Origin of the sequence: Corynebacterium anserum (assembly GCF_014262665.1) — a bacterium.
In the GTDB taxonomy this organism is placed as follows: domain Bacteria; phylum Actinomycetota; class Actinomycetes; order Mycobacteriales; family Mycobacteriaceae; genus Corynebacterium; species Corynebacterium anserum.
Window position 1 is genome coordinate 2,131,612 of the sequence record NZ_CP046883.1, and the last position, 14,355, is coordinate 2,145,966.

12 protein-coding genes, 1 tRNA gene and 3 pseudogenes are annotated in these 14,355 nt (G+C 55.2%); 10 read left to right on the plus strand and 6 right to left on the minus strand.

Features of this window, described 5'->3' with window-relative positions; translation table 11 throughout:
• Window positions 1–37: 37 nt before the first annotated feature.
• Both GP473_RS09515 and GP473_RS09000 read left to right on the plus strand, forming a co-directional pair.
• Window positions 38–421: pseudogene (locus GP473_RS09515) on the plus strand (alpha/beta fold hydrolase); the annotation flags it as partial.
• Between the two features lie 791 nt (window positions 422–1,212).
• Complete coding sequence (locus tag GP473_RS09000) at window positions 1,213–1,398, plus strand: hypothetical protein (RefSeq protein WP_185770521.1); 186 nt, start codon at window positions 1,213–1,215, stop codon at window positions 1,396–1,398.
• A 38-nt stretch (window positions 1,399–1,436) separates the two neighbouring features.
• Here the strand turns inward: GP473_RS09000 and GP473_RS09585 are convergent.
• Window positions 1,437–1,562: pseudogene (locus GP473_RS09585) on the minus strand (helix-turn-helix domain-containing protein); the annotation flags it as partial.
• 19 nt (window positions 1,563–1,581) lie between these two features.
• On the opposite strand from GP473_RS09585, the pseudogene GP473_RS09525 reads away from it, so the two are divergent.
• Window positions 1,582–1,859, plus strand: a pseudogene (locus GP473_RS09525) (alpha/beta fold hydrolase); the annotation flags it as partial.
• 569 nt (window positions 1,860–2,428) lie between these two features.
• On the opposite strand, the gene GP473_RS09015 reads toward GP473_RS09525, so the two are convergent.
• Window positions 2,429–2,513, minus strand: a tRNA-Ser gene (locus tag GP473_RS09015).
• Between the two features lie 202 nt (window positions 2,514–2,715).
• Between GP473_RS09015 and GP473_RS09020 the strand changes: the two genes are divergently transcribed.
• The gene (locus tag GP473_RS09020; protein WP_186277320.1) at window positions 2,716–3,714 is read left to right on the plus strand and encodes an NAD(P)H-quinone oxidoreductase; all 999 of its coding nucleotides are present in this window, start codon (window positions 2,716–2,718) and stop codon (window positions 3,712–3,714) included.
• Window positions 3,715–3,812: 98 nt separating this feature from the next.
• Here the strand turns inward: GP473_RS09020 and GP473_RS09025 are convergent, their stop codons facing one another.
• Window positions 3,813–5,243: an aminotransferase class V-fold PLP-dependent enzyme gene (locus GP473_RS09025; protein ID WP_185770522.1), complete on the minus strand. Its 1,431-nt coding sequence runs from the start codon at window positions 5,241–5,243 to the stop codon at window positions 3,813–3,815.
• Window positions 5,244–5,419: 176 nt separating this feature from the next.
• Here GP473_RS09025 and wzm point away from each other — a divergent pair, with 176 nt between their 5' ends.
• From wzm to glfT1, 4 genes are all read left to right on the plus strand, one after another.
• Window positions 5,420–6,304: a galactan export ABC transporter permease subunit Wzm/RfbD gene (gene wzm / locus GP473_RS09030; protein ID WP_185770523.1), complete on the plus strand. Its 885-nt coding sequence runs from the start codon at window positions 5,420–5,422 to the stop codon at window positions 6,302–6,304.
• A 36-nt stretch (window positions 6,305–6,340) separates the two neighbouring features.
• Window positions 6,341–7,132 (plus strand): galactan export ABC transporter ATP-binding subunit Wzt/RfbE, encoded by a 792-nt coding sequence (gene wzt / locus GP473_RS09035; protein WP_185770524.1) that lies wholly within the window; start codon window positions 6,341–6,343, stop codon window positions 7,130–7,132.
• Between the two features lie 111 nt (window positions 7,133–7,243).
• Window positions 7,244–9,103 (plus strand): long-chain-fatty-acid--CoA ligase, encoded by a 1,860-nt coding sequence (locus GP473_RS09040; RefSeq protein ID WP_186276882.1) that lies wholly within the window; start codon window positions 7,244–7,246, stop codon window positions 9,101–9,103.
• A gap of 157 nt (window positions 9,104–9,260) precedes the next feature.
• Window positions 9,261–10,163: a galactofuranosyltransferase GlfT1 gene (gene glfT1 / locus GP473_RS09045; RefSeq protein ID WP_185770526.1), complete on the plus strand. Its 903-nt coding sequence runs from the start codon at window positions 9,261–9,263 to the stop codon at window positions 10,161–10,163.
• A gap of 146 nt (window positions 10,164–10,309) precedes the next feature.
• On the opposite strand, the gene GP473_RS09050 is transcribed toward glfT1, so the two are convergent.
• The 3 genes from GP473_RS09050 to GP473_RS09060 all read right to left on the minus strand — a co-directional run bounded on the left by GP473_RS09050 (window position 10,310) and on the right by GP473_RS09060 (window position 12,309).
• Window positions 10,310–10,765, minus strand: a complete 456-nt coding sequence (locus GP473_RS09050; RefSeq protein ID WP_186276883.1) for a GtrA family protein — start codon at window positions 10,763–10,765, stop codon at window positions 10,310–10,312.
• A 3-nt stretch (window positions 10,766–10,768) separates the two neighbouring features.
• Entirely contained in the window at window positions 10,769–11,281 is a 513-nt protein-coding gene (locus GP473_RS09055) for a GtrA family protein (protein WP_185770799.1), read from the minus strand.
• A gap of 251 nt (window positions 11,282–11,532) precedes the next feature.
• On the minus strand, window positions 11,533–12,309 hold the full coding sequence (locus GP473_RS09060; protein WP_186276884.1) for an N-acetylglucosamine-6-phosphate deacetylase: 777 nt from the start codon (window positions 12,307–12,309) through the stop codon (window positions 11,533–11,535).
• 149 nt (window positions 12,310–12,458) lie between these two features.
• On the opposite strand from GP473_RS09060, the gene GP473_RS09065 reads away from it, so the two are divergent.
• Together GP473_RS09065 and dprE1 are read left to right on the plus strand one after the other, a co-directional pair.
• The gene (locus GP473_RS09065; RefSeq protein WP_221891942.1) at window positions 12,459–12,752 is read left to right on the plus strand and encodes a hypothetical protein; all 294 of its coding nucleotides are present in this window, start codon (window positions 12,459–12,461) and stop codon (window positions 12,750–12,752) included.
• A gap of 136 nt (window positions 12,753–12,888) precedes the next feature.
• Entirely contained in the window at window positions 12,889–14,313 is a 1,425-nt protein-coding gene (gene dprE1, locus GP473_RS09070) for a decaprenylphosphoryl-beta-D-ribose oxidase (RefSeq protein ID WP_281381120.1), read from the plus strand.
• Window positions 14,314–14,355 lie beyond the last annotated feature (42 nt).

Genomic DNA, 14,355 nt, shown 5'->3' on the forward strand with positions numbered 1-14,355 from the left:
TTAGGTTAAGACACAAGCCCAGGAGGAGGGGCGCCAAGTGAGTACCACCCAATTCGGCCACCGGATCGTAGAGCACACCCTACAGGTGCCCTGGGACTACTCTTCGCACAACGGAGCAGACACCCCGGAGACCTTCGAACTTTTCGCTCGTGAAGTTATCCCTCCTGATGGTGAGGATTTTCCTGCCATCGTGTGGTTCCAAGGTGGCCCGGGTTTCCCCTCGCCACGGCCGCTAAGCGCCACCGGTCTCTTCGGTGAGGCGCTTAAGCACTACCGCTGGATTCTCCTGGATCAGCGTGGCACGGGTCGCTCCCACAGAATAGACTCCGCCTCGCCTGCACATGATCTGACGGCTCAGCGGCTGGGACAGTTGCGTCAGGAAAATATTGTCCGAGACGCTGAAGCGCTCCGCACACATCTCATCATCGATAACGATGACGGCAGCATATTGTTTATGCGTCAGCATCACGTATTGGCAGCGTGCTAACGCATCTGTGCCAACACGGTAGAAGTTGGGGACAGTGTCGCCGTCTTTGTCTTTGCGCCACGCTGCTTTGAAGTTGCGTGTGGGACTTCCTTGAAATGATTTTCGCCCCAGGTGGGCAATGAGGTCGTTTCGATCTTGCTCGGTAACGCCGAAGGAACCGAGTGTTGATGGGGACGCGCCGAGTGTGCCGACGATGGATTCGGCAGCGTCCCACTGGGATTGTGTGGCGACAGTGCGTGGCGTTACCACGCCTGTAGGGTGTGCTCTACGAATCCCCTGTTTACCGAGTTCATTGCGAAACTCCCGTAACCTGCGAGCCAACAGAAGAATGGTTCACAGGAAGGTTAATATACGATAAAACTCCAGTTGTAGACTCCGACAAGCCACTCGGAACAATCACCTTTTACCCACTCAAAGGAACTGGAGAGCCAACCTTAACAGGCGTAACCGTTCCAGATTGGTTTAGTACCGAACTACCCGTTTTCCCTTAGAAATGAGTTTCCTCCATGTTTAACCTACAACGTTTCAACGAGGAAATATCTGCAGATTTTAATATTTTCCCGGAAGAATACGAAGGATATACGATTACCGTTGTAGTTTCTTGGATCTCTGATGGTTATATCCGATCTGTTTTTCAGTCAAAAAATTCGCAGAGATCCTCCCTATGGGGATACAAAACCAGCCAAAAGATCGAAACACCTCACGCTAGATTCTCCGAAAAGGAGATGGCTGACAACTTATATTTCACCCACATAGCGGGCGATTTTCCCGCATTATTTAACACCTCCAACGGAGTCAATATCGATTGGCGTAACGTTCCGGAAGAACTAGAACCAAAAACACTCGCCGAAATTAAGGAAATCCTGGATAGCCTAGGAAGCCAATCGAAAGCGTGTTCTGTGAACTTATAATTAAACACAGCTCTTCCATTAATTAACACAAACGATAATCACTGTTGTTGTAGGTATACATACAAAGTCGTTCGACCCACCCCTAGACCTCGTGCGACTTCCGCTTTCGGAACCCCCAACTCAATCCACTGACGAGCTTGAGCAACCTGATCCTCAGTTAACGCCCTCGCCCGCCCCTTATCAGCGTATTTATTGGAAGCTCCGTTTCATACAGTTTGCGGTGAGAAGCGCTTACGTACGGATTTTCTTCATGATGCAGGTACGCGCGTGTCCTTCAATGAGCTCCGCTGTATGCCGCGATACATGAATCGATCTACGGTGGTGTCGGTGGGCAGGCTGTCACGGGGTGGGCTGCGCACCGGGTGCGCGAGGAGTTTCCGCAGTTTGCGGAGGGCACAGCTTCCGCTTTAGCAGCTGGCGATGCCGTCTTTCTCACTGGTGACCAACAAGTACCAACACAACGGTATTCACGAAGATGGGGCTGATATCTTCGCAGAACTCCAACGGCTTGCTCATGACCACTAAGGCTCCACTACTGCGAGACCACGTGGGGAGCTCAACCAGGTGACACCCTAGACATCATCGCTGCACACGTCCCTGCCTCTGTCTTGGATGTCCAAGAAAACATCATTCCCGTCCGTATCTGGTAGGTGCAGTAGGTACAGTCCATACGTTGTCTTGGGCGGAGGTTCTAACGCTGGCTGCCGTACAGCCAGAAATCGCGGTACTAGCTGCACTGGGGGAGAAGGATTTTTCTGGACATGGGTAGGGTCGCACTGTTAATAATTCTTTTCTCTCCGGCTCAAAATTTTTGTTAGGAGATTTCTAAGAACGACTCCCTTTATCACATTTATAATGGTTCTTGCTGCTGCCAGCATCGGCCACGCGCGGGGTTTGGAAAAGCGAATGGAACAAGATCCGGAGCTTCAAGGTAAAGGTCTGAGGGTTCTGTTTAAGAAGAAGTAGAAACGTCTAACAGCTCAGATACAAAGATCCCCCGCTCCTCACTGGGCGGGGGATCTGCGTTCAGCGGAAGTAGAGGGATTTGAACCCCCGGATGGTTTCCCATCGCTGGTTTTCAAGACCAGTGCATTCGGCCGCTCTGCCATACTTCCTCACTGCGTCTTACTCAAGGAAACCTCAGCCCTCGGCTCCCAGATGTCCTCGAAGAAGACCGCCTTCCACACAATACCGCACCTTCCCACATTTCTGTAACCACACTTACTCCTTCCTGTAACCGCACTTGCTTTGCGTTGCCTCGCTAGGGTGGATTCCATGACAAACAAGTCCATTGCAGACAAGAACAGCACCGGCACCATGCATGCCATCATCCACACAGATGCGTCCTCCCCCTCCTCCTTGGAGTGGCAGACCACTGAGGCTCCATGCATCACCAACGGGGAAGCGCTGGTAGAACTCCACTACGCCGGTCTCAACAGAGCAGACACGCTCCAGGCTCAAGGGCATTATCCTCCACCGCAAGGCTGCACAGACATCCTGGGTTTAGAAGCTAGTGGCGTGGTGAAAGAAGCGAACGGCGCCACCAAACCAGACGGTAGCCCGTGGAACAACGGCGACGAAGTAGCTGTTCTCCTGTCGGGCGGCGGTTATGCACAATACGCGGCGGTACCGCACGGCCAGCTCATGCCCATCCCGGAGGGATACAGCCTTGCACAAGCCGCCAGCATCGTCGAGGTTGCCTGTACCGTCTGGTCAAACATCATGATGACCGCCCGCGTTAACGAAGGCGACCTTGTACTTTTCCATGGAGGCGGCGGCGGAATCGGTATTTTCGGCATCCAATTAGCTAAAGCCCTCGGTGCACGCGTCGCCGTCACTGCCGGATCCGCCGAAAAACTCGCGACCTGCAAGAAGTACGGCGCTGACATCCTCATCAATTACAAAGAACAGGACTTCGCCAAGATCATTGCGGCCGAAGGCGGTGCCGATGTGATCCTCGACATCATCGGGGCGAAGTACCTCGACGCCAATATTTCCTCCCTCGCCAAGGACGGACATATGGTGATCATCGGCATGCAGGGGGGTGTCAAAGGCGAGCTGAACATCGGCAAGTTACTCTCCAAGCGTGGCACAATCTCCGCCACTGGATTGCGTTACCGCGATGTCGACGACAAAGCTCGCATTGTCAAAGCCACCATCGAGAACGTATGGCCCCTACTCGCTGACGGAACCATCACCCATCACATCGACCGCATAGTCCCCATCACAGACGCAGCTGCTGCCCACGAGGCACTCCTCAACGGCGAAGTGACAGGCAAGGTTGTGTTCGATATCCCGCGCCCTCACGCAGAGTAGCCCTCACGCGGGAAAATTACGCGAACCAACCACCACAGGAAACCCAACACGAACCAACCACCACGGGGAACCCAACGCGAACTAGACATCGCAGGAAACTAACGTAGACTGGCCATCACGCGGAGAATTTGTTCCATATCTCCCGTGGTGTTGTGAGGGCTCAGACCCACGGCAACTGCGCCCGTGCCGGTCGAAGCCGTCCTAGCAGCACGCCGCCCAACATCTCCCCATCCCACAGCACCCCATCCCATGCTGTCCATCTCCGGATAAGACCGGCGTGCATGCATGCCAGTGGCGGCCTCTTCAAACACCCCCATGCGCTCAAGCAGCATTGATTCCCCCGGCTTCACCACGCTAGCCACCACCCCGTTCGCAAGCAGCCTTTCTTCAACAACAGATGCGGGCACATTATCCACCAAGAAACTCACTCGAGGGATACGAGGCAAGGAACTAAACCTCGCAGACCCCATCACCAAGTCTCCATCGACCCCCACAACATGAACCACTCCGAGGTCTTGCAACCCTTCCACCAAACGTTGTGCCAGTGCATTCATGTAATTCGTGGCCTGAGGCAAAGACTGCTCAAGGCGACGACGCCGCGTACCCGGAACGCAATCATCCAACGAAGCCAGATGATCCACCGCCGCGGGAACCCCAGCCAATAGTCCCTCAGACACACCGCCCAGTTCTAGCATCCCACGAGCCCTCGCCACAGATGGCGGAACATCATCCCCTGTCTCCGCCCCGACACCCAGCGACAACCCATAATGCGGGCGTGGAAGTGTGGCGTCGAACAAAGAGGTGTCACGGAAAATCAAAGCGCCCACTGCCGGGCCACCAAGACCGACCAGATCAAGAGCCAGCACATCCGCGCCCATCGCATCAATATCCAGAACCCGGTACGGGGCGGCAGCATTAACATCCACTACCAGCAGAGCCCGGGACTTCACGTGCACGGTATCCGCAATAGCGCGAACATCCGTCACCGAACCCACAAACTCATTAGCGGCAGCAACCGCCACCACAGCCGTATCGCCGGTAACTAGCTCCGCAAATTGCCAGGTGGGAAGCACTCCGGACGCAAGATCCGGCTCCGCCCAACGCACACGCGCACCATAAAGATCAGCAGCTCTCTGCCACGGCTCAATATTGGCCGGAGCGTCGATCCGAGACAAGACTATCTCCTGTCCCAGACTCAACTTACGGCCCATCACCGTAGCCAACTGGTTAATAAGGGAAGCACGCGAAGCGCCCAGGATTACGCATTCCGGACGCGCACCCACAAGATCTGCAATGGCAATGCGGGCTGCGTCCACAAAGGACTCGCCCACGCGCCGACCCAACTCCTGCGCACGCGAATGCGAACCGTGTTGCATCTCACGCTGTTCCAACAACGGCGACGCGCGGAATCCGCGCGCAACCGCCGACGACACACGCTCCGGAACCTGCGGATGCGACTGCGCATTCACATAGGTCCAGCCATCCGACAAAGACGCATAAAGCCCTCGGACTGTAGCGTTATCGAACACCTAGCACATCCCTTCACTGGCAACTTGTCCATTCCCCTTCGGGAAGATAACCCATCTGAAAATACTAGCGTTCGACGCGACAAACCACAGCCTCTCAATCGAACAGCAAAAATTAAGGAAGTCTGAGGGTGGCGTCGAACAAAGAAAAAGAACAACGCGGGAGTAAACTCCGAGCAATGAACCAACCACGGCAGACACCCGACCTCGCACGCATCACCGCGCGCGCGGAAGGAGAAACCCCCGAGAGTCGGTCAAGCACCATCAGTGCGGCATGGGATGACCTCAAGCGCGGGTTCGAACAACGCGAACTCTGGCTCGTGCTCGGTTGGCAGGACATTAAACAGCGCTATCGCCGCTCCACCCTGGGCCCGCTGTGGATCACCATCGCCACGGGTGTAATGGCCACAGCCCTGGGTCTGCTGTACTCGCTGCTCTTCCAGCAATCCCTCTCGGAATTCCTGCCCCACGTGGCTCTGGGCCTGATCATATGGGGGTTCATCGCAGGGTGTATCAAAGAAGGCTCGGAGGTGTTCATCGCCAATGAAGGCCTCATTAAACAGCTACCAAGCCCCCTGAGCGTACACGTATACAGACTCGTCTGGAAGCAATTCCTTTTTCTTCTACACAACCTGGTCATTTGGCTAGCCTTACTGGCAATCTTCAGACCAGCTCTGGGATGGAACGTGCTGCTCATCGTCCCCGCCATGGCTTTAATCCTGGTAAACGGTGTGTGGGTATCCATGCTCTTCGGCATCATCGCGACCCGTTTCCGCGATGTAGCGCCGCTTTTAGACTCGCTCGTGCAGCTAGCGTTCTACATGACGCCAATCGTCTGGACTACTAAAACACTGCACGCACAAGGCGGCCAAGTAGCGCAACGCGCACGCCTGGCAGAGATCAATCCGCTCTACCACTACCTAGAAATCGTCCGCGCCCCGATGATCGGCGAGGACGTCGCAGCCTACCACTGGTGGATCGTCCTCGGGTTCACCGCACTGGGGTTGCTGCTCGCACTATTGGCCATGCGCCAATGGCGCTTCCGGGTGAGCTACTGGGTATAGAAGATCAGAAGATCAAGGAAGGACAAGGTCAGATAGATGGTCAGCATTGATACGTACGACGCATGCGTAGACTTCCCGATCTTTGATGCCAAATCGCGATCATTAAAGAAGGCATTCCTGGGAGCAGCTGGCGGCAAAATCGGCACCAACTCAGCGAACACTGTGACGGTCGAGGCACTCCGCGACATCAACCTTCACCTCAAGGAAGGCGATCGCATCGGACTGGTCGGCCACAACGGCGCCGGTAAGTCCACTCTGCTTAGGTTGCTCTCCGGCATCTACGAGCCCACCCGCGGTTCCGCGATCGTTGACGGGCGAATTGCCCCAGTGTTTGACCTGGGTGTGGGGATGGATCCGGAGATTTCTGGCTACGAAAATATTGTGATCCGTGGCCTGTTTCTTGGGCAAACTCGCAAAGCCATGCGACGCAAGATGGACGATATCGCAGAGTTCAGCGAACTTGGCGACTACCTCTCGATGCCATTACGCACCTATTCCACAGGCATGCGGATCCGCCTGGCATTGGGAGTGGTGACCTCCATCGAGCCCGAGATCCTTCTTCTAGATGAGGGCATCGGCGCTGTTGATGCAGCATTTATGGCGAAAGCACGCAGCCGGCTAGAAAAGATGGTGGAGAAGTCCGGCATCCTTGTGTTCGCCTCGCACAGTAATGAATTTTTGGCTCAACTCTGCGATACCGCATTGTGGGTGGACCATGGTGAGATCCGCCAGGCAGGCCCTGTCGATGACATTGTGGGTGCCTATGAAGGCCCTGAGGCACAGGCGCAAGTGCAGCAGATCCTGCGGAACTTGGGGCGCTGGAAGTAGGGTGTGTCACCGCTAGTTTTGCACTGCTAAAAGAAGTATTTCCGTCCTGTGGTCTTAGGGTTGGCTACACTTGTGGGAAGCACAAAGTTCCCACTCTCTCAGGACATCAGCGTGAATCACAACACGGAACCAAAAACATCAAACACGGCATCCGACGCGTTCAACACCAAAGCCTGGTACCAGCACTACACCCCGTGGACAGCACACGAGATCGATCTCGACGACCCCGCAACCATGGATCGCGGCCGTACCCTCGTCGAAATCTTCCACAACGCCACAGAGGAATTCGCTGATAGGGATGCTTTCACCTTCTTCGGCGTAGGAACCACCTACAGAGCATATGGGGCAAAGGTTGCTATCACTGCAGCTGCGTTAAGGAACATTGGTGTGCGCCGTGGCGATTATGTCGCTATCGTCGCACCGAACTGCCCGCAATCGCTCATCAGTTTTTATGCCGTCCTCAGTCTCGGCGCCATCCCTGCGTTACATAACCCGCTGTACACCGCTGCGGAACTGAAAACCCCCTTTAACAACCACAAAGCCAAAGTGGGTCTGTTCTGGGAGAAAGCCAATAGTGTGGGTCAAGAGCTGAAAAAACACACCCCATTGGAAACCATCATCAGCCTGTCCATCATCGATGACCTCCCCACTGTCAAACGCCTCGCTCTGTCGCTTCCTCTGCCTATCCCCGCACTACAAGCCGCAAAAGCGAAACTCACCGGCTCTACCGAGGGGTCCATTAAATTCAAGGATTTCATTAAAGGAGTAAAGAACAATGCCAGCAACGGAGGAATAAAAGGCGGCGCTCGCGGACGAAAGCACACCTCGAAACAGGGATACGGAGCTCAGGGATTCGGGGATGACATCGGGAGAGAGAAGATCGAACCAGAAGATCCGGCTCTCATTCTGTACACGTCGGGTACCACCGGCACGCCGAAGGGGGCACTGCTGACGCACCGCAACCTCATATCGAATGTGCAAATGGGTCGCGCGTGGGTAGAAGGCCTCGGCGAAGGTGGACGCCGTGAGAAGATGCTGGCCGCACTGCCGATATTCCATGCCTATGGCCTGACCATGAACATCACGCTGGCACCAGCGGTAGGAGGTACCATCCAACTCCTCCCAGCGCCAGAGATGGATTTGATCATGGACATCATGAAGAAAGACACACCTACCTGGCTTCCTGGCGTCCCCACCCTGTACGAAAAGATCATGGACGAAGCGGAGAAGCAATCCGTCTCTCTCAAAGGTATCCGCAGCTCGTTTTCGGGTGCTTCGAGCTTGCCGGCAGCCACGGTCCAACGCTGGGAGGAACTAACCGGGGGCAACATCGTTGAAGGCTACGGTTTGACCGAAACCTCCCCGATCATCGCCGGAAACCCAATGGGTAAAGGCCGCGAAGGGTACATCGGTGTCCCCTTCCCCTCCACTGAAATTCGCATTGCCAACCCAGACAACCCCGCGGAAACCATGCCGGATGGAGAAGCCGGCGAGCTCCTAGTTCGCGGTCCGCAAGTATTCAGCGGTTACCTGGACATGCCTGAAGAGACGCAGAAAGCTTTTTATGAAGACTGGTTCCGCACGGGGGACATGGCCGTGATGGAATCTGACGGCTACATCAAGATCGTGTCCCGTATCAAAGAAATGATCATTACCGGTGGATTCAACGTCTACCCGGCCGAAGTGGAAGCAGTGCTCATGCAGCACGACGCAGTAAACCAAGCCTCAGTGGTAGGTGTAGACCGGGAGGACGGCTCCGAAACCGTCACCGCTGCACTTGTGCTAGCAAAGGGCCGTGAACTCACCGAAGAACTCATTGAGGAACTAAAGGAATTTTCGCGCAAACAACTCACCCGCTATAAAGTGCCTCGTTCCTTCGAGCATTTCCTTGAACTACCGGCTGATCAGCTCGGGAAGGTCAGACGTGGCGAAGTTCGTGATCTCGTTCTCAGACGGCTAAAGAAGAAGTAATGCATCGCCCACTGCGGCGAGCTAGGGTCAGCCGCGACGAGCCACAGCGAGTGCCAGGAATCAGAGACGGCTCGAGCACGGCGCAAAGCGAACCGCAGTGGAAAGAACACGCGAGTCCATCCACAAGGCCACAGGCCACGATGGCACAATAAAAAGCATGCCACTTAGCCGATCGGATAGTATCGCCGCCGTCATCGTCACCCACAATCGCGTGGAATTGCTGGGAGCGAGTGTGCGGCAAGTTGCCAACCAGGAAGGCGCACGAGTTGACCACATCATCGTCGTAGATAATGGTGCGGATCCGCAGGTCAAAACCTTGGTTGAGCAGGTTGCCGGGGATCGTTCGGTCTATATACCGTCGAAAACCAATCTCGGTGGTGCAGGTGGTTTTGCGCTTGGTTTCCTCACCGCTCTTACCCTCGGCGCGGATGCTGTGTGGTGTGCCGATGACGATGGACGACCCGCCGACGAGCACGTCCTCGGTACTCTGTTGGATGTCGCTGACCGTCACCAGCTGGATGAGGTCTCGCCGGTGGTATGCAACATCGACGAACCTGGTCGCCTGGCGTTTCCTTTGCGCCAGGGTCTGGTGTGGCGACGCCACCTATCCGAACTCCAGGGCGATTTCTTGGAAGGCATCGCTTCCCTGTTTAACGGAGCGCTGATCAGCGCCAAGGCTATGGAAGTGATTGGCGTGCCTGACTATCGCTTGTTTATACGCGGCGATGAAGTGGAGTATCACCGGCGCCTGGTGCGTTCTGGTCTGAAGTTCGGCACGGCTTTAACAACTTCCTATCTGCATCCGGATGGTTCCGACGAGTTCAAACCGATCCTCGGTGGAAAGATGCACACGCAGTATCCGGATAATGAATTCAAGCGTTATTTCACCTACCGTAACCGTGGTTACATCATGAACCAACCCGGTATGCGCAGGTTATTACTGCAGGAGTATGCCCGCTTCGGTTGGTTCTTCCTCGTGCAGCGGCGCGATCTTCGGGGGTTCAAGCAGTGGCTGGCGCTACACTCTCAGGGGCGCAATGAGCGTTTCGATCGGCCCTGAAGCTACACTCGCTTCGCCGGTTCTTCAGGCAGTGTTTCCGCAGCACGGTGCCCGCTGCTCAGTACCCAAGTAGGGTGCCCGCTGCTCAGTGCCCAAGCAGGGTGCTCGCGGAGGCGAGGCTAACAAATCTCACAAAGGCACGCCCACTACGTGCGGAAAATAAGGAACTTCTGAATAAGGAAGTTGAGCACCGTGGCTACGCCCTGGGCAAAGACGAAGGAAATGAAACGCACCCAGAATGGTTCCCACCCCCAGCCGGTGAGAACTGGCAGCCCCACTTTGTTATAGAGCGTCCATTGCACAGCAAAAGTCACCCCATAAGTAGCCATGGTGATGAGAAAACGCCTGACGCTCGGTTCTGCTCGGAATGTCCAACGCCTATTGATGAGATACGCCGTGAGGGTACCAAGGATAAAGCCTCCGGTTTTTGCCCACCCGTCGGTGAAGTTGAAGAGAAATGTGAAGACCGCGGTTGAGCCAAAATCCACGATGGCAGAGAACCCGCCCACCAGGATAAAGCGGAATAGCTCAGTATTTAAGGTAGTGGCTGCGCGCCGCCGCGCAGCGGAATGATCATCTACCGTCGTTGTCGGCTCCGTCATCGTCTACGAAAGCCTCCCTGAAGTACGGTTGCGCTTCTCACGGACTGTTCGGAAAGTCCAGAGTTTGTTGAAGAGGAAGTTTGCCGGCACTGCCAAAATGACGCCGATGAAGTTACCCCAGTACGCCCGTGTGCGCAGTCCCGTAGAGCCATCGAATATATGTTCCGGCAAGGCAACCGGCGATTCTGAGTTCACTAACGCGGTTGAGACGAGAAGGGTAATAATCAGACCAAAGACACCCACAGCCATGAACTGCGGAAGTTGTATCCACCACTTTTGTTTCTCAGCCCCACCGAAAGTCCAATAGCGATTCAACACAAAGTTCCAGAGATTCGCAATGATGAAAGCCACGACAGAAAAGACGTGGTACCAGCGGATATTGAACTGCGTGCCGGCCAAATTGGCAAACACATCCAGCTCGTGGAAATCAAAGCCGGCGTCGGCGATCTTCTTGCATGCAATGAACACCGCTTGGTTCACGAGGAAGCCCGATGCACCAACGATGCCAAAGCGCATGAACTGGCGAGCTATGCGCTTGCTACGGGCTTTCGCAGAAACTCGCGCCGCCAACTGCGGGTCGGCGCTCGAGGTTGCAGTGTCGGTCACGTGTTTCTCGCTATGTCTATGGTCAACGGCATTGTCACTGCAGCTGCGTTCTCATTGAACGTCAGACGCATCACTGGGGATAAACCACCAGATTAGGTTACGCCGCTGTGAGTCGAAACCGGAAGTTTTACGTGCGAGTTCTTGCTCACATGCCAGGAGATTCACAGACTGCGATAACGCTCCTTGTGGCGAACTTCCACTAGCGGTACCGGCCGCGGCTCCAGGTGCGCGCTATCCCCCTTCCCAAGACGGCGGATCCGTGTCTTATCGAATGCCTGCCATGCCCGTAGCCAGGCACGCAATCCTCTAGCCGACGCCAGGGCTGCATTAATTGCGCTAGTAGTGGCTTTATCATGCCCTTCTGCACTGTGGCCCGAGACGGGAGCCATGTTGTCAATCTGTCCCCACGACGGTTGTTTCTTATCAGGCTGGAGACGAGCGAATTCCTTCTTTGCATCTTCGATAGCGACTCGAGCTGCCTCCTCAGTAGCTGTTTTGTCGATGATCTGGACGGCATCGTTGTCACCGATAAGCGCTCGTATATCTTTCACGCTGGTGCCCTCTGCTGGGAGTACCGGATAACGCAGGAGAGTGGCGAGAACCTTCGCTTGATCATGGCGTTCGTCGATCCAGTCTGCGTTCGCCGCAAATCCCTGAATTCCCTCTTCTGTCACGACCCACGCTCCGGAGAAGTCACCAAGGGTAACGGCTGGATCCGTCTCCACTTGCCAGACCACAACGGTCTTTTCTGGATCGATAGGTCCTGTATCACTGTCACTATCGGATGCAGAGGAGTTGGAAGTCATATCCGCGTTTCTGGCTACTGCAACCACCATGATGGGATCAAAGAACACAGAGGTATGCGGGCACTGCGGCTCAGCGTTGTTGACGGTGCCGCCATTTCCCGTGGCGTTTGTGTCAGCGCCAGTGCTAGTCACGGATTTTCCGGGCACTGTATCTCCTTTGGCTTTGTGGTCATTGAATAGCGTGAAGGTCAGAGAGTAACCCTGTTCAGTTTAGTCGCACGGTAGGACGCCAGGTCGTGGTGCTGCAGCATGGTCACATCCCTGCGGCTATGCTCAACAGCATGGCAGTCTTCGATTTTTTCACCCGCTTAAAGCGCAGCCACAAGGACGACGAAAATCGCGCGGCACCAGTGCGTATCGGAGGGGTGGGGGAAAGTTCCACCTATGAGGCTGCCGAGCGCACCAATCTACCTCTCTCTCCCTTTATGACTCGTCTTTTTGCTCAAGAGTTGCCCATTATGGACAGCACGACGCGTCGATATGTCACCGACACATTGAAAAACTGGGATGGGCCAACCATAGAAACTGTCGATGACCTGCCGAAAGACATTCGTGACCTGATGGATCTGTACTGATCCGAAGGCATTGTTGCCCAACAACTTTGTCGCCGTGAGTTCGCTGTACAGTTGCCACTGTCATCCGCGTGAGCCCCATTTGCTGCCCGCGCGTTGAAAATAAAAGCCAAAGCAAAACGGGACTAGGGTGGAACGCATGACGATGCAAACCAGCATTCATACTGAAACAAAGACCCTTACGGGTTGGGGACGTACCCAACCATCAACCGCAGAGGTTCTCTCCACCCCGGATGTCGACACTATCGCGGCCGCTGTTGCTCAGGTAGCAGACGATAACGCGGACAAACCCGATCATCTGAAACGTGGCGTCATTGCTCGCGGCATGGGCCGCAGTTACGGTGACCCCGCCCTCAACGGTGGAGGCCTCATCATCGACATGCAGGCGCTCAACCATATCCACAGCATCGACCCAGACAGCGCGATCGTCGACGTTGATGCCGGAGTGACGCTCGACCAGTTGATGAAAGCAGCTCTACCTTATGGCCTCTGGGTTCCGGTTCTGCCGGGCACCCGGCAGGTCACTATCGGCGGAGCAATTGGGCCTGATATTCATGGAAAGAACCACCATTCCGCCGGTTCCTTCGGCAACCATGTTGCTTCCATGGAGCTGCTGGTAGCCGATGGGCGCATTCTGCATCTGGAACCGGAGGGGTCGGCTGACGATCCGGACGGCGAACTGTTCTGGGCGACGGTCGGTGGCATGGGCTTGACCGGCATCATTCTTCGCGCCCGTATAAAGATGACCCGTACCGAAACCGCCTACTTCATTGCGGATGGCGATTTAACCCAGAACTTAGATGAGACTGTGGAGTTTCACTCCGATGGTTCGGAGCATAATTACACGTACTCCTCAGCCTGGTTCGATGCTATCTCCCCCGAGCCGAAGCTCGGCCGTGCAGCCATTTCCCGTGGTTCTCTAGCGACGCTCGACCAGCTCAAGGAATTAAATCCAAAGCTGGCGAAGAATCCGCTGAAGTTTAACGCTCCGCAGCTCATGACAGTTCCAGACATTTTCCCATCGTTCACGATGAACAAGCTGTCGATGATCGCGATCGGCGAGTTATGGTGGCTGAAGTCCGGCACCTATAAGAATCAGGTACAAAACCTCACCCAGTTTTATCAACCATTAGATCTGATCGGTGAGTGGAACCGTGGCTATGGTTCTAAGGGTTTCCTGCAGTACCAGTTCGTCGTGCCAACAGACGCGGTGGAACCTTTCAAGGAGATTATTAAAGATATCCAAAAGTCTGGCCATTACTCGGCGTTGAATGTGTTCAAGCTTTTCGGCGAAGGTAATCGGGCTCCCCTGAGCTACCCGATGCCCGGCTGGAACGTCTGTGTGGATTTCCCAATCAAGCCGGGGTTGGGCACATTCTTGGATGATTTGGATAAGCGTGTAATGGAATTCGGTGGTCGCCTGTACCTGGCCAAGGAATCTCGCACCTCAGCGGAGAATTTCCACAAGATGTATCCGGGTATGGAGGGTTGGTTGCGCACGCGTCGCGAAATTGACCCCACCGGCGTCTTCGCGTCAGACATGTCCCGCCGCTTGGAGCTTTAGTCGAAAGCTTGTGGGAATACGTTCGGCCTCCTCATTGACGAT

Bases quoted from the DNA above. Each gene is read 5' to 3' on its own strand.
- GP473_RS09050 (WP_186276883.1), bottom strand. From the start codon at position 10,765: ATGACGGAGCCGACAACGACGGTAGATGATCATTCCGCTGCGCGGCGG.
- GP473_RS09020 (WP_186277320.1), top strand. From the start codon at position 2,716: ATGCATGCCATCATCCACACAGATGCGTCCTCCCCCTCCTCCTTGGAG.
- GP473_RS09000 (WP_185770521.1), top strand. From the start codon at position 1,213: ATGGCTGACAACTTATATTTCACCCACATAGCGGGCGATTTTCCCGCA.
- wzt (WP_185770524.1), top strand. From the start codon at position 6,341: ATGGTCAGCATTGATACGTACGACGCATGCGTAGACTTCCCGATCTTT.
- wzm (WP_185770523.1), top strand. From the start codon at position 5,420: ATGAACCAACCACGGCAGACACCCGACCTCGCACGCATCACCGCGCGC.
- GP473_RS09065 (WP_221891942.1), top strand. From the start codon at position 12,459: ATGGCAGTCTTCGATTTTTTCACCCGCTTAAAGCGCAGCCACAAGGAC.
- glfT1 (WP_185770526.1), top strand. From the start codon at position 9,261: ATGCCACTTAGCCGATCGGATAGTATCGCCGCCGTCATCGTCACCCAC.
- dprE1 (WP_281381120.1), top strand. From the start codon at position 12,889: ATGACGATGCAAACCAGCATTCATACTGAAACAAAGACCCTTACGGGT.
- GP473_RS09055 (WP_185770799.1), bottom strand. From the start codon at position 11,281: ATGCGCTTTGGCATCGTTGGTGCATCGGGCTTCCTCGTGAACCAAGCG.